This is a genomic window from Dyella flagellata, assembly GCF_030160275.1.
In the GTDB taxonomy this organism is placed as follows: domain Bacteria; phylum Pseudomonadota; class Gammaproteobacteria; order Xanthomonadales; family Rhodanobacteraceae; genus Dyella_B; species Dyella_B flagellata.
In genome coordinates this window covers 1-19961 of the sequence record NZ_BSOA01000053.1, presented here as the reverse complement: position 1 = coordinate 19961, position 19961 = coordinate 1, and the positions used below count along the sequence as shown (strand labels likewise).

The 19961-nt window shown below is 62.8% G+C and carries 17 protein-coding genes; 9 read left to right on the top strand and 8 right to left on the bottom strand.

What is annotated here, in order from left to right:
• Positions 1-46: 46 nt before the first annotated feature.
• Positions 47-2317: an ATP-dependent Clp protease ATP-binding subunit ClpA gene (gene clpA / locus QQJ96_RS22880; protein WP_284334359.1), complete on the bottom strand. Its 2271-nt coding sequence runs from the start codon at positions 2315-2317 to the stop codon at positions 47-49.
• A gap of 122 nt (positions 2318-2439) precedes the next feature.
• Positions 2440-2766, bottom strand: a complete 327-nt coding sequence (gene clpS, locus QQJ96_RS22875) for an ATP-dependent Clp protease adapter ClpS (protein ID WP_284334358.1) — start codon at positions 2764-2766, stop codon at positions 2440-2442.
• A 135-nt stretch (positions 2767-2901) separates the two neighbouring features.
• Between clpS and QQJ96_RS22870 the strand changes: the two genes are divergently transcribed.
• From QQJ96_RS22870 to hflD, 3 genes are read left to right on the top strand one after another with little or no spacing between them, the layout of a single operon-like run.
• Positions 2902-3390 (top strand): NUDIX hydrolase, encoded by a 489-nt coding sequence (locus QQJ96_RS22870; RefSeq protein ID WP_284334357.1) that lies wholly within the window; start codon positions 2902-2904, stop codon positions 3388-3390.
• Positions 3387-4514 carry a tRNA 2-thiouridine(34) synthase MnmA gene (gene mnmA / locus QQJ96_RS22865; RefSeq protein WP_284334356.1) on the top strand — a complete coding sequence of 376 codons (1128 nt, stop codon included), beginning with the start codon at positions 3387-3389 and terminating at the stop codon, positions 4512-4514. Before QQJ96_RS22870 ends, mnmA begins: the two co-directional genes overlap by 4 nt.
• Positions 4515-4524: 10 nt before the next feature.
• On the top strand, positions 4525-5139 hold the full coding sequence (gene hflD, locus QQJ96_RS22860) for a high frequency lysogenization protein HflD (RefSeq protein ID WP_284334461.1): 615 nt from the start codon (positions 4525-4527) through the stop codon (positions 5137-5139).
• A 153-nt stretch (positions 5140-5292) separates the two neighbouring features.
• Here hflD and QQJ96_RS22855 read toward each other — a convergent pair whose 3' ends face one another.
• From QQJ96_RS22855 to acnB, 3 genes are all read right to left on the bottom strand, one after another.
• Positions 5293-5796 (bottom strand): nuclear transport factor 2-like protein, encoded by a 504-nt coding sequence (locus tag QQJ96_RS22855; RefSeq protein WP_284334355.1) that lies wholly within the window; start codon positions 5794-5796, stop codon positions 5293-5295.
• Positions 5797-5956: 160 nt separating this feature from the next.
• Positions 5957-6856, bottom strand: coding sequence for a LysR family transcriptional regulator (locus tag QQJ96_RS22850; RefSeq protein ID WP_284334354.1), 900 nt, complete (start codon positions 6854-6856; stop codon positions 5957-5959).
• A gap of 116 nt (positions 6857-6972) precedes the next feature.
• Complete coding sequence (gene acnB, locus QQJ96_RS22845; protein WP_284334460.1) at positions 6973-9564, bottom strand: bifunctional aconitate hydratase 2/2-methylisocitrate dehydratase; 2592 nt, start codon at positions 9562-9564, stop codon at positions 6973-6975.
• Positions 9565-9874: 310 nt separating this feature from the next.
• Here acnB and acnA point away from each other — a divergent pair, with 310 nt between their 5' ends.
• Positions 9875-12625, top strand: a complete 2751-nt coding sequence (gene acnA, locus QQJ96_RS22840) for an aconitate hydratase AcnA (RefSeq protein WP_284334353.1) — start codon at positions 9875-9877, stop codon at positions 12623-12625.
• A 129-nt stretch (positions 12626-12754) separates the two neighbouring features.
• Here the strand turns inward: acnA and QQJ96_RS22835 are convergent, their stop codons facing one another.
• Both QQJ96_RS22835 and QQJ96_RS22830 read right to left on the bottom strand, forming a co-directional pair.
• A complete protein-coding gene (locus QQJ96_RS22835) occupies positions 12755-13189 on the bottom strand; it encodes a hypothetical protein (protein ID WP_284334352.1) in 435 nt (144 codons plus the stop codon).
• Complete coding sequence (locus QQJ96_RS22830; RefSeq protein WP_284334351.1) at positions 13186-13329, bottom strand: hypothetical protein; 144 nt, start codon at positions 13327-13329, stop codon at positions 13186-13188. The genes QQJ96_RS22835 and QQJ96_RS22830 overlap by 4 nt, the downstream gene beginning before the upstream one ends.
• Between QQJ96_RS22830 and QQJ96_RS22825 the strand changes: the two genes are divergently transcribed.
• Positions 13328-15016 carry a long-chain-fatty-acid--CoA ligase gene (locus QQJ96_RS22825; RefSeq protein WP_284334350.1) on the top strand — a complete coding sequence of 563 codons (1689 nt, stop codon included), beginning with the start codon at positions 13328-13330 and terminating at the stop codon, positions 15014-15016. The two genes, QQJ96_RS22830 and QQJ96_RS22825, sit on opposite strands and share 2 nt — an antisense overlap.
• A 99-nt stretch (positions 15017-15115) precedes the next feature.
• On the opposite strand, the gene QQJ96_RS22820 is transcribed toward QQJ96_RS22825, so the two are convergent.
• A complete protein-coding gene (locus QQJ96_RS22820; protein ID WP_284334349.1) occupies positions 15116-15490 on the bottom strand; it encodes a PilZ domain-containing protein in 375 nt (124 codons plus the stop codon).
• Between the two features lie 729 nt (positions 15491-16219).
• Here QQJ96_RS22820 and QQJ96_RS22815 point away from each other — a divergent pair.
• From QQJ96_RS22815 to arsC, 4 genes are read left to right on the top strand one after another with little or no spacing between them, the layout of a single operon-like run.
• Complete coding sequence (locus tag QQJ96_RS22815; protein ID WP_404649040.1) at positions 16220-17152, top strand: segregation and condensation protein A; 933 nt, start codon at positions 16220-16222, stop codon at positions 17150-17152.
• Positions 17153-17196: 44 nt separating this feature from the next.
• Positions 17197-18114: an SMC-Scp complex subunit ScpB gene (gene scpB, locus QQJ96_RS22810; protein ID WP_284334348.1), complete on the top strand. Its 918-nt coding sequence runs from the start codon at positions 17197-17199 to the stop codon at positions 18112-18114.
• Entirely contained in the window at positions 18111-19472 is a 1362-nt protein-coding gene (locus tag QQJ96_RS22805) for a pseudouridine synthase (protein WP_284334347.1), read from the top strand. Before scpB ends, QQJ96_RS22805 begins: the two co-directional genes overlap by 4 nt.
• A 5-nt stretch (positions 19473-19477) precedes the next feature.
• Complete coding sequence (gene arsC, locus QQJ96_RS22800) at positions 19478-19822, top strand: arsenate reductase (glutaredoxin) (protein WP_284334346.1); 345 nt, start codon at positions 19478-19480, stop codon at positions 19820-19822.
• The last annotated feature ends 139 nt before the right edge of the window (positions 19823-19961 follow it).

Genomic DNA, 19961 nt, shown 5'->3' with positions numbered 1-19961 from the left:
GCCGCGCCTGCAGGGCGCGGCTTTTTTGTTGGGCAGGCGATCCCGCTCAGGAGATCGTTGCCGGCACCGGCTCGGCCGCTTCGGCATTCACCGCCAGCGCGCCATCCTTCACGCTCAGGCTCACCTTGCCGCCCTCGGACAACTTGCCGAACAGCAGTTCGTCGGCCAGCACGCGCTTGATCTTTTCCTGGATCACGCGCGCCATCGGGCGAGCACCCATCTGCGGATCGAAGCCGTGCTCGGCCAGCCAGCGGCGGGCGTCGGCATCCACATCCAGCGAAACATGCTTCTCGCTGAGCTGTGCCTCCAGCTCGATCAGGAACTTGTCGACCACGCGCAGAATATGCTCGAAGTCCAGCGGATTGAACTGGATGATCGCGTCCAGGCGATTGCGGAACTCCGGCGTGAAGCTGCGGCGGATCACTTCCATCGAGTCCATCGAGTGGTTCTGCTTGACGAAGCCGATGCTGCGGCGGGAAGCCTGCTGCGCGCCGGCGTTGGTGGTCATCACCACGATCACGTTCTTGAAATTCGCCTCGCGGCCGTTGGTGTCGGTCAACACGCCGCGATCCATCACCTGCAACAGGATGTTGAACACATCCGGATGCGCCTTCTCGATTTCGTCCAGCAGCAGTACGGCATGCGGATGCTTGGTAACCGCCTCGGTGAGCAGGCCACCCTGGTCGAAGCCGACATAGCCCGGGGGCGCGCCGACCAGGCGGGACACCGAGTGCGCTTCCATGTATTCGGACATGTCGAAGCGGATCATTTCGATGCCCAGCTGCATGGCGAGCTGCTTGGTGACCTCGGTCTTGCCCACGCCGGTGGGACCGGCGAGCAGGAAACAGCCGATCGGCTTGGACGGATCGGCCAGGCCGGAACGCGCCATCTTGATCGAGGCCGCCAGGGCTTCGATGGCCGGATCCTGCCCGAACACCACCATCTTGAGGTTGCGCTCCAGGTTCTTCAGCACGTCGCGGTCCGAAGCCGATACCTGCTTGGCCGGAATGCGCGCCATCTTGGCGACGATGTATTCCACCTCGGGGACATCCACCTTGCCGCTGCGCTGATCGACCGGCAGCAGCCGCTGGCGTGCGCCGGCCTCGTCGATCACATCAATGGCCTTGTCCGGCAGCAGGCGATCGGGAATATGTTTCACCGAAAGATCGACGGCGGCCTTCAGCGCCTCCAGCGTGTAGGACACGTTGTGGTGCTCTTCGAAACGTGACCTCAGTCCCTTGAGGATTTCCAGGCTGTCGGCCACGCTGGGTTCGACCACGTCGATCTTCTGGAAGCGGCGCGCCAAGGCGCGGTCTTTCTCGAAGATGCCGCGAAATTCCTGGAACGTAGTGGAACCGATGCAGCGCAGCTCGCCCGAGGCCAGCATCGGCTTGATCAGGTTGCTGGCGTCCATGGTGCCGCCGGAGGCGGAACCGGCGCCGATGATGGTGTGGATCTCGTCGATGAAGAGAATCGCGCCAGCCTGCTTCTTCAGCTGACCGATGACGGCTTTCAGGCGCTTCTCGAAATCGCCGCGGTACTTGGTGCCCGCCACCAGCGCGCCCAGGTCCAGCGCCCAGATGGTGGCGTTCTCCAGCACTTCCGGCACTTCGCCGTCAACGATACGCTTGGCCAGGCCTTCGGCCAGCGCGGTCTTGCCCACGCCGGCCTCGCCGACGTAGAGCGGGTTGTTCTTGCGCCGGCGGCATAGCACCTGGATGGTGCGCTCGATCTCGTCCTGGCGACCGATCAGCGGATCGATCTTGCCTTCCAGCGCCAGTTCGTTGAGGTTGCTGGCATATTCGCTGAGCGGATTGCCCTTGCCTTCGACACCGTCTTCGGCGTCGCGCTCGCCGCCGGAAATGCCACTGGACGGCTCGTCGCCGATCTTGGCGATGCCGTGCGAGATGTAGTTGACCACATCCAGGCGCGTGATTTCCTGCTGGTGCAGGAAGTACACCGCGTGCGAATCCTTTTCGCCGAAGATCGCCACCAGCACGTTGGCGCCGGTGACCTCCTTACGGCCGGAGGATTGCACGTGGTACACCGCCCGCTGCAGCACGCGCTGGAAACCCAGCGTGGGCTGCGTGTCGCGTTCGTCGCCGTGCGGCAATACCGGCACGGTCTCGGCGATGATCTTTTCCAGCTCGTGGGTCAGCCGCGGGAGATCCGCGCCACAGGCGCGCAGGGCACCCAACGCCGACTGGTTTTCGGTGAGGGCGAGCAGCAGGTGCTCCACGGTCATGAACTCGTGGCGCTGCTCACGGGCCTGCTTGTAGCACTGGCCGATGGTGACTTCGAGATCCTTGCTGAACATCCGGACCTACTCCACTGCAAATTTAGGCGGCTTCACCGCGATGGATGCAAGATGGGGGCCAAAAAAGGCTGGATCAATGTTTTCGCCTTCGCAGATGCGAAAAACTTCGATTTGGCTCTCTTTTAAACCTTCTCCATCGTGCACAACAGAGGATGCTGGCTGGCACGTGAATATTCGTTCACTTGCGTGACCTTGGTTTCGGCCACTTCGCGCGTGAACACCCCGCACACGCCCTTACCGCGGGTGTGTACGTGCAACATGATCTGGACGGCTTTCTCCTGGTCCATGCCAAAAAACATACGCAGCACCTCAACCACAAAGTCCATCGGTGTGAAATCGTCGTTCAACAGCAGTACCTGAAACAGCGGCGGACGCGCCACCTCGGGTTTCGATACTTCGACGGTGAGCCCACGCCCACTGCCGTGTTCTTGTTCGGATTCGTTCGCCATGCTCAAAAAAGGATCCGGTCCTGTTCGGTTGCAGTATACGCCTTGAGCTTATTTTGCTACCCGGCTAGTCGGCATTAGGTAATGGCACAATAACGTTTTTTCCAGTACCGCCCCTGCCCTTTATTGACGCTTAAGATGACAACGCCCGACAACCCCAGCGACGTATGGCGTCCGCATGTGACCGTGGCCTGCGTGGTGGCCGACCGCGACCGCTACCTGATGGTGGAAGAGGAGGTCAACGGCTGCGTGGCCTACAACCAGCCGGCAGGACACCTGGATGATTGCGAGAGCTTGCAGCAGGCCGCCGTACGCGAAACGCGTGAAGAAACCGGCTGGACCGTCGCGTTGACGCATCTGATTGGCGTGCACCAGTGGCGCAGCAAGGAACATGGCGACGTGATCGTGCGCTTCACCTTTGCCGCCAAACCGTTAAGTCACGATTCTCAACAAGCACTCGACGTGGGGGTGCGGCGCGCCCTATGGCTTACGCGCCAGGAGATTGCGGCCTTGGGCGGGCGCCTGCGCAGCCCCATGGTGTTGCTGAGCATCGACGAATGGCTCGCCGGGCAGCGGCTGCCGCTGTCCGTGGTGAACTGCCTGATGCCCGAGGGTACCGCACCATGAAGGTGATGCTGGGTATTTCCGGCGGCGTGGATTCCTCGGTCGCCGCGTTGCTGCTGCAACAAGCCGGCTACGAGGTGGAAGGCCTGTTCATGCAGAACTGGGAGGAAGACGACCGCAACGGCCCTTGCACTGCCGACGCGGACCGCAAGGACGCGGTGGCGGTCTGCGGCCGGCTGGGCATCCCCTTCCACGCCCGCAATTTCGCCGCCGAGTACTGGGATGGCGTGTTCGAGCATTTCCTGGCCGAATACCGCGCCGGGCGTACACCCAACCCCGACGTGCTGTGCAACCGCGAAATCAAGTTCAAGACCTTCCTGGACGAGGCCCATGCGCTGGGCGCGGAAAAAATCGCGACCGGCCATTACGCGCGCGTGGACTGCCTGGACGGCCGCTACCGCCTGTTGCGCGCCGTGGACCAGGCCAAGGACCAGACCTACTTTCTGCACGCGCTGGGCCAGCGACAGCTGGCTTCCACCCTGTTCCCGGTAGGCGAGATCGAGAAATCAAAGGTGCGCGAGATGGCGCGCGCCGCCGCCTTGCCCACCCACGCCAAGAAGGATTCCACCGGCATCTGTTTCATCGGAGAGCGCGATTTCCGTCAGTTTCTGACCCAATACATTCCTGCCCGTCCCGGCGAGATGCGCAGCCCCGACGGCCGCCTGATCGGGGAGCACCAGGGTGTGATGTATTACACCCTGGGCCAGCGCAACGGCTTGGGGATAGGCGGGCGTCAAAATGCCGGCGGCGAGCCCTGGTACGTGGTGGGCAAGGACGTCGCCCGCAACATGCTCTATGTCGCCCAGGGTGGCGAGAACCAATGGCTGCAGTCGCGCCGGCTTACGGCCGAATCCCCCACCTGGGTCGCCGGTGCGGCGCCGAGCGGGGAATTTCGTTGCACGGCCAAGACCCGTTACCGGCAGCACGATCAGGCCTGTATCGTCTCAATGCAAAATGACCGGCTGGAAGTGCGGTTCGACCAGCCGCAACGCGCCGTTACACCCGGCCAGTCGGTCGTGTTCTACGCCGGCGAGGAGTGCCTGGGCGGCGCGGTCATAGCGGCCACCGATGCGGCCTTCGGCGGCCTTGCCCATCCATCCGCAGAGGAAACGACGCAGCGTGTTTGAAGCTTTCGCCATCAACGAGGAACGGGTGCTCGCCCTGGCCGGCCTGTTCCAGGCCTCCATCCTGGCGCAGCAGCTCGCCAATGAAGGACGCTGCGACGAGCTGGCCCTCGATGCCAGCCTGGCGAGCGTGTTCCGCATCGACGCGCCATCGGTGGTCGGGGTGTATGGCAACGTGTCCGGCATCCGGCTCGGGCTGCGCACGCTGATCGGACAACTGGACGAAAACGACCGCGACATGGCCATTACGCGCATGGTGGTCACCGTGATGCGGCTGGAGCGCAGCCTCGCGCACCACAAGGACCTGCTCGATCATCTGCAGCAAGGCATTCTTTCAACCAAGCGGCAGGTCGATCATTTCGGCCTGAATTCGCCGCAAGTATTCAGCCGTCTGGCCGAGTTGTACGCCAGCACGCTGTCGACGCTGCGGCCGCGCGTGATGGTCACCGGCAATCCGCAATGGCTGCAGCAGCCAGCCCTGGTAGAGCGCGTGCGCGCGAGCCTGCTGGCGGCGGTGCGCTCGGCTGTGTTGTGGCGGCAGATCGGCGGCCGGCAATGGCAGCTGGTGCTGCATCGGCGGCAATGCACGATGCTGGCGCGGGGGTTGTTGACCGGCACCACTTTGTAACTATGTATCCAGATGGCCGTCATTCCCGCGCAAGCGGGAATCCATCTTGCCCTGATACGCCGCTGAAAATGGATTCCCGCTTGCGCGGGAATGACGGCCATGAGGTGTTGTGCAGCCATGGCAATGTTGGGGTTTGCATCCCCAATCGACACGTCAGAGCTTATCGACCTTGCCCACCCTGATTGTCTTGATCAGCCACTGGTCGCCAGACCGTTCCAGCGTTATATCGGAGAACGAGTGTGCGCCGATGGCATTGCGGTCGACGTCCATCCATAGGCATTCGAAGTAGAGCGTGGCTTTGTCGCCATCGACGGCAGCCTTGATCCGCATCGCCGGCGTATAGCCGATCCAGTGCTTGCCAGGCTGGAAAGGCGCGGCGACCTTGGCAAAGTAGTCGCGCACCTGCTGCTTGCCTTGATAGAGCTTGTTGCCATGCGCCGTGTCGGTCAGGGCGGCATCGTCCGCATATAAGCTCATCATCATGTCGAGGTCGGGCCTGGGCAGCCAGCTACCCGCCTGATGGAAGCTGATCTCAACGTTGCGTATTTTCAAAATGTCCGCAGCGTTGTTGGCGCCAGAATCCGCCGCGGCGGCGATCGCCGTCACCAGCCAAAGTGCCAGGACCAGGAGCCCGGACTTCACGCCCATCGACTTCATGCACATGGCCATCTCCTGCAAACCAGGATTGAAAACGCAATGCGGTCGTCATGGATTCCCGGCGCCTGCTCAGCGGCGAGCAGACGCCCGGATGCTATTCCTGCTTGCGGCGCCCTTCAATCGAGGTGTAAAGCCGCGGCACACGGCTGTATCAACTGCGTTACACGGTCTCGATCAGGTGCAAACCAGGACGCTGCTTCGCAAGCTTGCGCAACAATTCGGCAAAGGCTTGCAAATCGCCATGCCATGGCGATGCCTCGCGCCAATACAGCGCAATTTCCCGGCCAGGGGCCTCACCCTTGATTTTCGCCAGTGCGATATCCGGCATTGACGCCAGTCGATCATGCGCAAGCGCGGGCACCAGGGCATGCCCTCCGCGCAAATTCACCAGCGCCGCCAGGCTTTCCAGACTGACATCCTGCACATAGCCCTCGCCGTCGGCGTGGCTTTCCGCCATCAGGATCGCTTCGCTGGCGTCCAACTGCTCCATCGAGATGTTGCGTTTGCCGGCCAACGGATGATCGGCACGCAGCAGCACCTCCCAAGGCTCGAAAAACAGCGGGCACATCACCATGCCACTCAACGAAGAGGCCGGCGGAGCGAGCACCGCATCGAGTTCGCCTTCGTGCAGGCGGCGCAGCAAACCGCGCGGCTTGCCTTCCGACAGGCTGAGCCGCGCGCCTGGAAAGTGCTGCGGAAAGGGTTCGATCAGATGCGGCAGCAGATAGGGACCCAGCGTGGCCAAAACGCCTAGTCGCAACTCGCCACCGAACGCGGTTTCGCCTGCGCGTGCGGCTTGCTGCAGATGCTCGGCAGCGAGCAGCACGGCATCGATCTGCTCCAGCAAGCGTTGCCCGCCCGCCGTAGGTACCACGCGTCGCCCGCCGCGTTCGAACAGCGGTGCGCCAAGCGCCTGCTCCACTTTCTGCACCTGATGCGACAGGCCGGAGGGGCTGATGTGCATGGCTCGCGCAGCACTATTGAAGCTGCCATGGCGGTGCACGGCCTGCACCAGGATCAGGTCGCGTAACGAGACGGCGGACAAGTGGGAGGAGATCATGGCGCAAGCATAAACGACGAAGCCCGGCATAGGCCGGGCTTCGCGTAGGCTGGGATGGCAATCCCAGCTTTTCTATAGATGCTGGGATTTCATCCCAGCCTACCCTGCTCCGCCGATTAGGCGTTGACGGTGTCGGCCACTTGCTTGAAATCGGCGATCTGGTCGAAGTTCATGTAGCGATAGATCTTCTCGCCATTGGCGTTGATCACGCCGATGTCGGCCAGGTACTCCGCGCGGGTCGGGATGCGGCCCAGGCGCGAGCAAATCGCGGCAAGCTCCGCCGACCCGAGGTACACGTTGGTGTTCTTGCCCAGGCGGTTGGGGAAGTTGCGGGTGGAGGTGGAGAACACCGTGGCGCCTTCGCGCGCCTGCGCCTGGTTGCCCATGCACAGCGAGCAACCCGGCATTTCCATGCGTGCGCCGGCAGTGCCGAGCACGCCGTAGTGGCCTTCCTCGGTGAGCTGCTTCTGGTCCATCTTGGTCGGCGGAGCCACCCACAGGCGCGTGGGAATATCGCGCTTGCCTTCCAGCAGCTTCGACGCCGCACGGAAGTGGCCGATGTTGGTCATGCACGAACCGATGAACACTTCGTCGATCTTCGCGCCAGCCACGTCCGACAGCGTCTTGACGTCGTCCGGGTCGTTCGGGCACGCCACGATCGGCTCATGGATTTCGTTGAGGTCGATCTCGATCACCGCGGCGTATTCGGCGTCCTGGTCGGCGTCGAGCAACTGCGGGCTGGCCAACCATGCTTCCATCGCCTTGATGCGGCGCTGCAAGCTGCGGGCATCCTGGTAGCCCTGCGCGATCATGTACTTCAGCAGCGTGATGTTGCTGTTCAAGTATTCGATGATCGGCGCCTGGTTGAGCTTCACCGTGCAGCCGGCGGCGGAACGCTCGGCGGATGCATCGGACAGTTCGAACGCCTGCTCCACTTTCAGGTCGGGTAGGCCTTCAATTTCCAGGATGCGGCCGGAGAAGATGTTCTGCTTGCCCTGCTTGGCGACGGTGAGCAGGCCTTGGTTGATGGCATACAGCGGAATCGCATTGACCAGGTCACGCAGCGTCACGCCCGGCTGCAGTTCGCCCTTGAAGCGCACCAGCACCGATTCGGGCATGTCCAGCGGCATCACGCCGGTAGCCGCGGCAAACGCCACCAGGCCGGAACCGGCGGGGAACGAAATGCCGATCGGGAAGCGCGTATGGCTGTCGCCACCGGTGCCGACCGTGTCGGGCAGCAGCATGCGGTTGAGCCAGGAGTGGATCACGCCATCGCCCGGGCGCAGGCTGATGCCGCCGCGGGTGGCGATGAAGGCCGGCAGATCGTGGTGCGTCTTGACGTCCACCGGTTTCGGATAGGCGGCGGTGTGGCAGAAGGACTGCATCACCAGGTCGGCGGAAAAGCCCAGGCAGGCCAGGTCTTTGAGTTCGTCGCGGGTCATCGGGCCGGTGGTGTCCTGCGAACCCACCGAGGTCATCTTCGGCTCGCAATAAGTGCCCGGGCGCACGCCCTTGCCTTCCGGCAGGCCGCAGGCACGGCCGACCATCTTCTGCGCCAACGTGTAGCCCTTGCCGGTATCGGCCGGGCTCTGCGGCAGGCGGAACAGCGTGGACGGCGCCAGGCCCAGCGCCTCGCGCGCCTTGGCGGTGAGGCCGCGGCCGATGATCAGCGGAATGCGGCCGCCAGCGCGCACTTCATCGAACAGCACATCGGACTTCACCTTGAACTCGGCGATCACTACGCCGTTCTTCAGCGCCTTGCCTTCGTAGGGACGCAGCTCGATAACGTCGCCCATGTCCATCCCGGAAACGTCCAACTCGATCGGCAGCGCACCGGCATCTTCCATGGTGTTGTAGAAGATCGGCGCGATCTTGCTACCTAAGCAGACGCCACCGAAGCGCTTGTTCGGAATGAAAGGGATGTCCTCGCCCGTCCACCACAGCACCGAATTGGTCGCGGACTTGCGGCTGGAACCGGTGCCGACCACGTCGCCGACATAAGCCACCAGATGGCCTTGTTGCTTGAGGTCTTGAATCAACTGGATCGGGCCGCGCTTGCCGTCTTCTTCCGGCTGGAACGCCGCGCCTTCGCGCTTGTTCTTCAGCATGGCCAGCCCGTGCAGCGGGATATCCGGGCGCGTGGTCGCGTCGGGCGCGGGAGAAAGATCGTCGGTGTTGGTCTCGCCCGGCACCTTGAACACGGTGATGGTCAGGCTCTGCGGCACTTCCGGACGGCTGGTGAACCACTCGGCATCGGCCCAGCTTTGCAGCACCGTCTTGGCGTTGGCGTTGCCCTTGTCGGCCTTTTCCTTGACATCGTGGAAGGCATCGAACATCAGCAGCGTTTTCTTCAGCGCATCGGCGGCGATACCGCCTACCTGCGCGTCATCCAGCAGCTCGATCAACGGATGGATGTTGTAGCCGCCGAGCATGGTGCCCAGCAGTTCCGTCGCCTTCTCGCGGCTGATCAGCGCGCAGCGCTCGGTGCCGAAGGCCACCGCGGCAAGATAGGACGCCTTGACCTTGGCCGCATCGTCCACGCCGGCCGGCACCCGGTGGGCGATCAGGTCGGTGAGGAAGGCCTCTTCGCCCGCGGGCGGGTTCTTCAGCAATTCGATCAGCTCGGCGGTCTGCTGGGCCGACAGCGGCAGCGGGGGAATGCCCAGCGCGGCGCGCTCGGCAACGTGTTGGCGATAGGCGTTGAGCATGCGATCGGATCCTTCGGGGATGGCTTTGGCCGTGGGCAGCCCCACCCGAATGGGGGAGCGGCGAAGCTCGCTATTTTGCCAGCCGCGGCCAAAGCGCAGCAACGACAAGCTGTTTCCGCCTGCGTTCGAAATCATGCAAGACCATGCTGGCTGCCCGCGGCTTGCTTAGGTCGGGAATTGGCTCAAACTTCACGGCATCCCCAAGCCGGAACACCAGCCTTCTTGCAATTCCCCTAACGCGCTGTGCCTTAGCATCCCAAGCCTTGCGCCACGCGCGTCGCCAAGTCTTCAAGCAACAGGAGTTATGCCCATGCTGGACTCATTCGCCACCCGCGATACCCTCAAGGTCAACGGCAGCACCTACCAGATCGCCAGCCTCGCCAAACTGGGCCAGCGCTTCGATCTGAAGCAGCTGCCCTATTCGATGAAGATCCTGCTGGAAAACCTGTTGCGCCACGAGGACGGCGTCAACATCACCAAGAAGGAAATCGAGGCGGTCGCCAAGTGGAACCCCAAGGCGGAGCCGGATACGGAAATCGCCTTCATGCCCGCACGCGTGGTGTTGCAGGATTTCACCGGCGTGCCCTGCGTGGTGGACCTGGCCGCGATGCGCGACGCGGTGGTGAAGCTGGGCGGCGATGCCAAGCAGATCAATCCGCTCGCCCCGGCCGAACTGGTGATCGACCACTCGGTGCAGGTCGACGTGTTCGGCTCGCCGGCGGCGCTGGAAAAGAACGTCGAAATCGAGTTCGAACGCAACCACGAGCGCTACTCGTTCCTGCGCTGGGGCCAGAAGGCCTTCAACAATTTCAAGGTCGTGCCGCCGCGCACCGGCATCGTGCACCAGGTGAACCTGGAGCACCTGGCACGCGTGGTTTTCACCGGCAACAAGGATGGCGCGGACTGGGCCTATCCCGATACCGTGTTCGGCACCGACTCGCACACCACCATGGTCAACGGCCTTGGCGTGCTGGGCTGGGGCGTAGGTGGCATTGAAGCGGAAGCGGCCATGCTTGGGCAGCCGTCCTCGATGCTGATTCCGCAAGTAGTGGGCTTCAAGCTCAGCGGCAAGCTGTCCGAAGGCGTGACCGCCACCGACCTGGTGCTGACCGTTACGCAAATGCTGCGCAAGCTCGGCGTGGTCGGCAAGTTCGTGGAATTCTTCGGCGATGGCCTCAAGCACCTGCCCCTCGCCGACCGCGCCACCATCGGCAACATGGCGCCGGAATACGGCGCGACCTGCGGCATCTTCCCGGTCGACCAGGAAGCGCTGAACTATCTGCATCTGTCAGGCCGCAGCGACGACCACATCGCACTGGTCAAAGCCTACGCTCAGGCACAGGGCCTGTGGCATGACGAGAACACTCCGCATGCTCAGTTCTCGGCCACCCTGGAACTCAATCTCGCCGACGTGAAACCTTCGATGGCCGGCCCCAAGCGCCCGCAGGACCGCGTGCTGCTCGAAGATGTGAAGAAGAGCTATCACGATAGCCTCGCCACCCTCACCGTCAACCGTAAGAACGTCCCTTCGGAACGTGCCGAGGCACGTCTTGCCGGCGAAGGCGGCGGTACCGCGGTGGGTCACGACGCCAGTGCGCTGGCGCAAGGTCCGCACGTATCGATGAATGGCGAGGACTTCCGCTTGCAGGACGGCGCAGTGGTGATTGCGGCGATCACTTCTTGCACCAACACTTCCAATCCTGCCGTCATGCTGGGCGCCGGCCTGCTCGCCAAGAAGGCCGCGGAAAAAGGCTTGAAAGCCAAGCCGTGGGTGAAGACCTCGCTCGCACCCGGCTCGCTGGTGGTGACTGACTACCTGGAAAAAACCGGCCTGTTGAAGGAGCTGGAGAAAGTCGGCTTCTACGTGGTCGGATACGGCTGCACCACCTGCATCGGCAACTCCGGTCCCTTGCCGCAGGAAATCAGCAAGGGGATAGGTGAAGGCGATCTCGCCGTAGCGTCCGTGCTTTCCGGCAATCGCAACTTCGAAGGCCGCGTGCATCCGGAAGTGAAGATGAACTACCTGGCCTCGCCGCCACTGGTGGTGGCTTACGCGCTGGCCGGTTCGCTGGATGTCAATCTCGCCACCGATGCGCTGGGATCGGGCCGCGACGGCAAGCCGGTGTATTTGAAAGACATCTGGCCGAGCAACCAGGAAATCTCCGACGTCATTGCCGGCGCCGTCAGCCCGGAGATGTTCAAGAAGAACTATGCCGATGTGTTCAAGGGCGACAGCCGCTGGAACGCCATCCCCTCGCCGGAAGGCGCGGTATACCAGTGGGCCGATTCCACCTATATCAAGAATCCGCCCTACTTCGAAGGCATGACCATGCAGACGGGCAAGATCGAAGACATCCACGGCGCGCGCGTGCTCGGCCTGTTCGGCGATTCGATCACCACCGACCACATCTCGCCCGCCGGCTCGATCAAGAAAGACAGCCCGGCCGGCCGCTACCTGATCGCCAAGGGCGTGCAGCCGAAGGACTTCAACTCCTACGGTTCGCGCCGCGGCAACGACGACGTGATGGTGCGCGGCACCTTCGCCAATATCCGCATCAAGAACCTGATGCTCGATGGCGTGGAAGGGGGTTATACGCTGTATGTACCAGGTGGCGAGCAGATGGCCATCTACGACGCCGCGATGAAGTACAAGGCCGACAAGACGCCGCTGGTCGTGATCGCCGGCAAGGAATACGGCACCGGCTCCTCACGCGACTGGGCGGCCAAGGGCACACTGCTACTGGGCGTGAAAGCCGTCATCGCCGAAAGCTTCGAGCGCATCCATCGTTCCAACCTGGTCGGCATGGGCGTGCTGCCACTGCAGTTCAAGGATGGCGAGAATGCGAAATCGCTGGGCCTCAACGGCAAGGAGACCTTCGAGATCACCGGCTTGCAGGACGGTGACGCGAAGGAAGCCAAGGTGGTGGCCAAGGGCGAGAACGGAGAGAAGACTTTCACGGTGAAGGTGCTGCTGCTTACACCGAAGGAAAGGGAATTCTTCCGTCATGGCGGCATCCTGCAGTACGTGCTGCGGCAGTTGGCCGGCAAGAAGGCTGCGTGACATTCCTCGCCCCCTCTCCTCCAAGAGAGAGGGGTCTCTCTCGTAGGCTGGGATGACAATCCCAGCTTTCTTTGCCGGTTCCTCATGCTGGGATTGGCATCCCAGCCTACACCTCGTTGCGTATCCTGCTCAAAGCTGCTGCGTCCACGTCGCGCTGTAGCAGCGCCAATCATGCCCGTCCCTGCGCCACGCGGTTTCCACCTGGAACACACCCAGTTGCGAGGGAAACAACTTTCCGCCACTGGTCAGCGTCACGGTAAAACTTGCTACGTATCGCTCACCGCGCGGCTGGACATCCACCGCCCCTAACACGGCATGCAGCGTCTCGCCGCGAAACTTCGCGACGCGCAGCAGATTGCCGAGGTCCTGGCGGGTCATCGTGCCGCTGTTGCCGTCGAAATCATCGGTAAGCGGGCGGACCACGGCCGATGCGTCCACCTGCTCAGCAGCCTGGGCCGCGTTATCGATGGCGTGCCGGATCAGCATCTCGTCCGGCGTGCGATGGCACCCGGCTGCGGCCAGCGTCAATAGGATAAAGAACGAAAATCGGTGCAGATATTTCATGCCAGCCGCCCCCGGGAGACCTCGCTGCGACGCGGCTTGCCGCTGTACGCCGGCGTATGCTCCAATGCCTTGCCGTCATGATGCCTGATGCGCGCGCTCGTCACCATTGGCATTAATTCATGGAGCTTGGGATCGAACATGAGCAATCAGCGCCCGTGGCTGAGTCACTACCCGGATGGCGTACCCGCGCAAATCGATATCAATCAGTACGCCTCGGTAGTGGCCGTACTGGAAGAATCTTTTCAACGCTATCGCGAGCGTGACGCGTTCTCCAGCTTCGGCAAGCGGCTGAGCTATGGCGAAATCGACACGCTGAGCGCGCAGTTCGCCGCTTATCTCACCGGTGAACTGAAGCTCGCCAAGGGCGACCGTGTCGCGATCATGCTGCCGAACATCCTGCAGTATCCGATCGCCCTGTTCGGCGCGTTGCGCGCCGGCATGGTGGTGGTGAACACCAATCCGATGTACACCGCGCGCGAACTCAAGCACCAGCTGGAAGATTCCGGCGCGGCGGCCATCGTGGTGCTGGACAACTTCGCGGCGACCTTGCAACAGGTGGTGGCCGAAACCCACGTCAAGCACATCGTGACTACCGGCATTGGCGACCTGCTGGGCCTCAAGGGCGTCGCGGTCAACTTCGTGCTCAAGCACGTCAAGAAGATGGTGCCGTCCTACTCGCTGCCGCAGGCGGTGCGTTTCAAGGATGCATTGGCCACCGGCGCGAAGCAGGCAGCGCCGAAGCCTTCCCTTACGCACCAGGACATCGCTTTCCTGCAATACACCGGCGGTACCACTGGCGTAGCCAAAGGCGCCATGCTCACGCACGGCAACATGGTGGCCAATATGATGCAGGCCGGTGCCTGGATCGGCGCGAACCTCACTGAGGAACGCGAGATCGTCATCACCGCCCTGCCGCTATATCACATCTTCTCGCTGACGGCGAACGGTCTGGTGTTCATGCGCCTGGGCGGCTTGAACATCCTCATCACCAATCCGCGCGACATGCCCGCCTTCGTCAAAGAGTTGCGCAATTCGCACTTCTCGGTGATTACTGGCGTCAATACGCTGTTCAACGGATTGCTCAACACGCCGGGCTTTGAAAGCGTGGACTTTTCCAATCTCCACCTGAGCCTGGGCGGCGGCATGGCGGTGCAACGCGCGGTGGCCGAGCGCTGGAAAAAGGTCACCGGCTGCACCCTGGCCGAAGCCTATGGGCTTACCGAAACTTCGCCCGCGGCCTGCATCAACCCGCTGGACCTGAAGGAGTACAACGGCTCGATCGGCCTGCCGATTTCCTCCACCGACGTGGCGATCTGGTCGGAGGACAACCAGCCACTGGCGATCGGCGAAGTAGGCGAGCTGATGGTGCACGGACCGCAGGTGATGAAGGGCTACTGGCAGCGCCCCGACGAAACGGCCAAGGTGCTCACCGATGATGGCTGGCTGCACACCGGCGACATCGCCAAGATGGATGAAAACGGCTACGTCTATATCGTCGACCGCAAGAAGGACATGATCCTGGTGTCCGGCTTCAACGTGTACCCGAACGAGATCGAGGATACGGTGATGAAGCACCCGGGCGTGGCCGAGGTCGCCGCCATCGGCGTGCCCGACGAACACTCCGGCGAAGCGGTCAAGCTGTTCGTGGTGCGCAAGGATCCGAATCTCACGATCGACGAGCTCAAGCAGTTCTGCCGCGAGAATTTCACCGGCTACAAACGCCCCAAGAGCATCGAGTTCCGCGATGCGCTGCCCAAGAGCAATGTAGGCAAGATACTGCGGCGTGAACTCAGGGACGAGAAGAAACCATCTGCCGTAGCGGGGTGAAGTGAGCTGAGTGTAGGCTGGGATGACAATCCCAGCATCGCGCAGGTGCGGACATGGCAAGCTGGGATTGTCATCCCAGCCTACGCATCGCAAGTCTTGCTATTCGTGGTGATGCCACATCTCCAGGATGTCGGCATAGCCGCCCAGCAAGTTCCACAGCGGTACCTGCTTGTCCTCCGGGATATGTGTGTAGGCAAAGCCGATGTGCCGCTCCGACACGCGCGCCACCTTCGCCTCCAGGTGGATGTGCAGGTCGCCGCCGAAGATCATGTCGAGCACCCAGCTCTGGCCGGGCTGGCCGTTCCAGCCCCCCGGGCGGCGCAGCAAGGCGCCGGTTGCCGAGATATCGATCAGGTCGGTCGAATGGGATTCCTCGCCGTGGCTCATCAATACCGTGGTCTTGATGCGCATGCGGGCGGGGCGCAAATGCTCCCCATCGGAACCGTCCGTGGCGTGCCCATCTCTTGTCGTCATCTTTTTCATCTCCCACCAACGACGCCAACGTGACGCCCGGATCCGATCCTGCGTGGCGATGAATCCGGACCTCCCGGCAGTTTCGTCACTCGTCAGGCACCAGCGTATTCCTAACCGGCGTTCCCCGCAGGCGCTCTTATGATGAAGCAAGCCACATGCCACTGCTACAACCGCGTTTCACTGCTGAATCAGGCTTGTTGCAATGGCGCCCGGACTCCGCCACCGACACATAGGGTCACATGCTGCCGCGCCTTGGGCGTGGTGGAGCTGCCCAAGCCCCCTGAACGCCGTTGAAGTCCTCGCTAGACATGCCGAACCTCTGACGTTAATCTGTAACCCGTGCGTGGGGCCAAGCATGGATGGTCGCCGGGAGCCCCGGCCGGAATGGCCCTCACCCGATGTACTCAGCCGACCTTTACGAATCGCGGGCAACGCCAGCGGCGTCACGTCGGTTCACGTCCGGCCGTACCAGTGACGCAGGTATCTCGTTGCTAACCGGCATCCGACGTTCGCCAGCCTGACACGAACCACAGTCGTGGGATTCATCAGGGCCAGCATCGCGGGAAACCGCTTGCTTGGCTGGGCATCGCGCAGATGGGCTTTATCGGAATGGCCTCAAGCAGCCAAGGCATTCCAGGCATGAACTCTTAAGGTTTCCGTGTGGGAAAAGAGTTTTGAGTCGTCAACTGAACGCCAGCCCTTGCCGGGCGGGCCTTAAGACACGCATTGATGAGCACTGAGCCAACCGAGTCTCAGCCTTTACTAGCAACGCAAGACGCGTTTGCCGGGGTGCCGCAGCAGCAGGAAATGCCGCTGGCTATCGTGCGCGGCGAACCCATCCTGCAGATGCCGCAGGATTTGTACATACCTCCGGACGCGCTGGAAGTCATCCTGGAGGCGTTCGAAGGGCCGCTGGATCTGTTGCTGTACCTGATCCGCCGGCAGAATCTGGACATCCTCGATATCCCGATTGCCGAGATCACCCGGCAGTACATGGAATACATCGAGATGATGCGCGACGTGATGCGCCTGGAACTGGCCGCCGAATACCTGCTGATGGCGGCGATCCTGGCGGAGATCAAATCACGCTTGCTGCTGCCACGCCCACCCACGGAGGAAGGGCTGGAGGAAGACCCCCGCGCCGAACTGGTACGCAGGCTGCAAGAGTACGAGCGCTTCAAGAGGGCGGCGGAGGACATCGAAGCCCTGCCCCGCCTGGAACGCGACACGGTGCTGGCGCAGGCCGACGCCGGCGAGCGCAACGTGGTGAAGCTGCCACCGCCGCTGGATTTGAAGGAAATGCTGCTGGCCCTCAAGGACGTGCTGCACCGGGCCGAACTGTTTGGGCATCACGCCATCAAGCGCGAGGCGCTGAGTGTGCGCCAGCGCATGGGCGAGCTGCTCAGCCGCCTGGAGGACGACCAGTTCCACCGCTTCGAAACGCTGTTCGACGCAAGCGAAGGACGCCTGGGCGTGGTGGTGACTTTCCTGGCCATGCTGGAGCTGGCCAAGGAGTTTCTGGTCAGCATCGTGCAGGAGGAGCCGTTGGCGCCGATCTACGTGAAAGCCAACGCAGCCTCGGCGCACGAAGAAGCCATGACGGAGGAAACCGGCGGCGACGACGTGTTCGAGCAAGCGAATGTCGCCTCCGGTGGCGAGTAACCCGCAAAAGAACGCAACTGCGATGGACACCCGATCCTAAAGCTATGCAGATCGAGCAACTCAAACCGATTATCGAAGCCGCCCTGCTGGCCGCCAGCCAGCCGCTGAGCATCGCGCAACTGGGCGAGCTGTTCGTCGAGGAAGACGAGGTCGACCGCGCGCAGATCGCCATGGCGCTCGAGCAACTGACCGAGGACTGCCAGGGCCGCGGCGTGGAGCTGAAGGAAGTCGCCTCCGGCTTCCGTTACCAGGTGCGGCAAGCTGTACACCCCTGGGTGTCGCGCATGTGGTCGGAAAAACCGAGCCGCTACTCGCGCGCCCTGCTGGAAACGCTGGCGCTGATCGCTTACCGGCAGCCCATCACGAGGCCGGAAATCGAGCAGATCCGTGGCGTGGTGGTGTCCTCCAACATCGTCAAGACGCTGGAGGAGCGCGAATGGGTCCGCGTCGTCGGCCACCGTGATGTACCTGGCAAGCCTGCCTTGTACGGCACCACCCGCGCGTTCCTCGACTACTTCAACCTCAAATCCCTGGACGAACTGCCGCCACTGTCCGAAATCCGCGACATGGAAGACCCGCAGCTGCGGCTGGACAACGAATCGGCTCCACCCAGGCCGATCCGCGATCTGCCGATCGATCCGGATGCTGAAGAAGCCGATGCGCTCGACGACGAAACACACGCTGAAGAAGAACACACGGAGCGGGAACCGTTCGAAACGGAACATCCCGTGACGCCAAGCGACGAAGCAATCCAGGAGCAAGGGCAGCAGCACCCGGAACCCTCGCTCCACGCAGAACCATCCGAAGAATCCACCGAAGCAGTCCCATCCGGCGATTCCGCTGACGAAGCGAAAAAAGTCGCCGAAACCGAAACCCATCCTTCCACTGCCGATGAGGCAGCGAATCCCGCGGATGCCGCTGAAGGCACCGCCGAGCAAGACACCGAGGAGTACCGCGCATGAATGCGCCACAAAAATCCGTATTGAGCCTCAAGCGCGCCACGCCGCCTGAAAACACCCCCCAGATCGAAGAGCGCCTGCACAAGGTGCTCGCCAACGCCGGGCTTGGCTCGCGCCGCATGCTGGAGCAGCGCATCCAGGCCGGTGAAGTCGAGGTCAACGGCACCCCCGCCACCATTGGCGCCAGCGTGCGCGCAGGCGATCGCGTCGTGATCGACGGCAAGCAGTTCGTGGTCGCCACCGACAGCCGCGATGATGCCGAAGTGCTGGTCTACCACAAGCCCGAGGGCGTGGTGACCACCCGCGAAGATCCCGAAGGTCGACCCACCGTGTTCGAACAGCTGCCGCGACTGAAAGGCGCGCGCTGGGTCGCCGTGGGCCGCCTGGACATCAACACCACCGGCCTGCTGCTGCTCACCACCGACGGCGAACTCGCCAATGCGCTGATGCATCCACGCAGCGGCCTGGAACGCGAATACCTGTGCCGCGTGCATGGCGAAGTACCCGATGAAGTGATCGAAAAGCTCAAGGCCGGCGTCGAGCTCGAAGACGGCCCCGCCCGCTTCGACGAAATGGCCATCATCAGCCGCGGCGGCAGCCATAGCTGGTTCCGCGTGGTCATTCGCGAAGGCCGCAACCGCGAGGTGCGCCGCCTGTGGGATTCGCAGGGCTTCCTGGTCAGCCGCCTGAAGCGCATCCGCTACGGCGGCATCGAGCTGCCGCGCATGTTGCGCCGTGGTGACTGCGAAACGCTCAACGAAGACGCTGTAAAAGAGCTGCGCAAGACCGCCGGCCTCGGCGCACCCCAACCGGTGCTCACGTTGAGCCCGGTGCTGCACCAGCGCCGCGCCCCCCGCAACGTCGTCGAATATCGTCCGGAAAAGAGTGGCACCGCGGCATGGAGCGGCGGCTATCACGACGAAGCGCGCGAACTGCGTGCGTTCGATCGTATCCGCGAAGAACCGGCACGCGGCAAGCAGAAGCGTCGCCCCAATCCGAATCGCGAAGTGAACGGCAACGTGGCCGTGCCGGAGCGCCAGCAGAAGGCGCGTAGCAACAAGAAGAAGCGCGGCATCGGTCCAGGCCAGGAGCTGCCGCCCGCACGCACCTGGTTTGCCGGCGAATCCCGCGAAGGCGGGCGCGGTCATGGCGGTGGCCAGGCGCAAGGCAATCGTCGTGGTGGCGGCGGTGGTGGCTCCAATCCCTACGGCGGCTTCAACGCTGGCGGCGGCAATCGCAATAGCCGTGGCGGTGGCGGCGGCGGTGGCGGTGGCAATCGCCCGGGCGGTGGCCGTCCGCAGCGCGGCAATCGCCCGCACGGCCAAGGTGGCGGCGGCGGCAATCGTTCCGGCAATCGCTGATCTTGATGATCCGCATCTACCACAACAACCGCTGTTCGAAGTCGCGCGGTGCGCTTGCCTTGCTGGAACAGCACGGCAAGCCGTTCGAGGTCATCAATTATCTCGAAACCCCGCCCAGCGCAGCCGAACTCAAAGCACTGGCCGCGCAACTGGGCATCACCGCGCGGCAACTGCTGCGCACGGGCGAAGACGAGTATCGGGAGCTGGGGCTCGATGATTCATCGCTGGACGAAGTAGCGCTGATCGCTGCGATGGTGAAGCATCCGCGGCTGATCGAGCGGCCGATCGTGGTCGCCAACGGGAAGGCGGTGATTGGGCGGCCGCCTGAGAAGGTGTTGGAGATCCTCTAGGGGGGCGCGTAAGTTGGGGGCTAGCCCCCAACATCCCCCTTTTGTCGTCGCACTGTTGTTGCATGTCGCAACGATGTTGCATTGCCTGCGGCGCTTTCGGACCCTAAAGGGCCCGAGTCACTTTTCTTTGCTGGCCTGT

Bases quoted from the DNA above. Each gene is read 5' to 3' on its own strand.
- clpA (WP_284334359.1), bottom strand. From the start codon at position 2,317: ATGTTCAGCAAGGATCTCGAAGTCACCATCGGCCAGTGCTACAAGCAG.
- clpS (WP_284334358.1), bottom strand. From the start codon at position 2,766: ATGGCGAACGAATCCGAACAAGAACACGGCAGTGGGCGTGGGCTCACC.
- QQJ96_RS22870 (WP_284334357.1), top strand. From the start codon at position 2,902: ATGACAACGCCCGACAACCCCAGCGACGTATGGCGTCCGCATGTGACC.
- mnmA (WP_284334356.1), top strand. From the start codon at position 3,387: ATGAAGGTGATGCTGGGTATTTCCGGCGGCGTGGATTCCTCGGTCGCC.
- QQJ96_RS22855 (WP_284334355.1), bottom strand. From the start codon at position 5,796: ATGAAGTCGATGGGCGTGAAGTCCGGGCTCCTGGTCCTGGCACTTTGG.
- QQJ96_RS22850 (WP_284334354.1), bottom strand. From the start codon at position 6,856: ATGATCTCCTCCCACTTGTCCGCCGTCTCGTTACGCGACCTGATCCTG.
- acnB (WP_284334460.1), bottom strand. From the start codon at position 9,564: ATGCTCAACGCCTATCGCCAACACGTTGCCGAGCGCGCCGCGCTGGGC.
- acnA (WP_284334353.1), top strand. From the start codon at position 9,875: ATGCTGGACTCATTCGCCACCCGCGATACCCTCAAGGTCAACGGCAGC.
- QQJ96_RS22835 (WP_284334352.1), bottom strand. From the start codon at position 13,189: ATGAAATATCTGCACCGATTTTCGTTCTTTATCCTATTGACGCTGGCC.
- QQJ96_RS22825 (WP_284334350.1), top strand. From the start codon at position 13,328: ATGAGCAATCAGCGCCCGTGGCTGAGTCACTACCCGGATGGCGTACCC.
- QQJ96_RS22830 (WP_284334351.1), bottom strand. From the start codon at position 13,329: ATGTTCGATCCCAAGCTCCATGAATTAATGCCAATGGTGACGAGCGCG.
- QQJ96_RS22820 (WP_284334349.1), bottom strand. From the start codon at position 15,490: ATGACGACAAGAGATGGGCACGCCACGGACGGTTCCGATGGGGAGCAT.
- QQJ96_RS22815 (WP_404649040.1), top strand. From the start codon at position 16,220: ATGAGCACTGAGCCAACCGAGTCTCAGCCTTTACTAGCAACGCAAGAC.
- scpB (WP_284334348.1), top strand. From the start codon at position 17,197: ATGCAGATCGAGCAACTCAAACCGATTATCGAAGCCGCCCTGCTGGCC.
- QQJ96_RS22805 (WP_284334347.1), top strand. From the start codon at position 18,111: ATGAATGCGCCACAAAAATCCGTATTGAGCCTCAAGCGCGCCACGCCG.
- arsC (WP_284334346.1), top strand. From the start codon at position 19,478: ATGATCCGCATCTACCACAACAACCGCTGTTCGAAGTCGCGCGGTGCG.